The organism is Rothia nasimurium, assembly GCF_004569295.1.
In the GTDB taxonomy this organism is placed as follows: domain Bacteria; phylum Actinomycetota; class Actinomycetes; order Actinomycetales; family Micrococcaceae; genus Rothia; species Rothia nasimurium_B.
Genome location: NZ_SPQC01000115.1, coordinates 1 through 405 on the forward strand (window position 1 = coordinate 1; position 405 = coordinate 405).

Here is a 405-nt window from a genome sequence, read left to right on the forward strand (position 1 = left end):
AGCTCTAAATTCTTTATAGGTATTACCCGGGAGTGTGTCTATGATTTCTATAGTATAAGAAACACTTGTATTTTGCATTTTAGCGTTACGGATATTTTTATCATTGAAAATTTCACCTCCAACTCGCTTTTTATTTAGTATACTTAGCATTAAATAGCATTTACGAATATTAAATTTGGTAAGATTTTGCACTCTTCCTGTAATAATAAAACTTTCATGTCTTAAATCTCTAGAAAAGGTAAGTTTGCTAAGACTAGCTTGGGTTGTGAATTGATTGATAGTGAGAAATACAGAATAAATTAAAAGTGCGGTGAAAATGGTCGCGATAGTATAGGAAATAAGAGCAAATTCTTTTTGCTTCACTTTTAAAAAAATTAAAATACAAACTAAAATAAAGCAAAGAAG

The 405-nt window shown here is 28.9% G+C and carries 1 protein-coding gene; it reads right to left on the reverse strand.

Translation table 11 applies throughout. The features are described from left to right. On the reverse strand, positions 1 to 405 hold a 405-nt coding region (locus tag E4U03_RS12630), incomplete at both ends, for a DUF2393 family protein (RefSeq protein WP_135014065.1).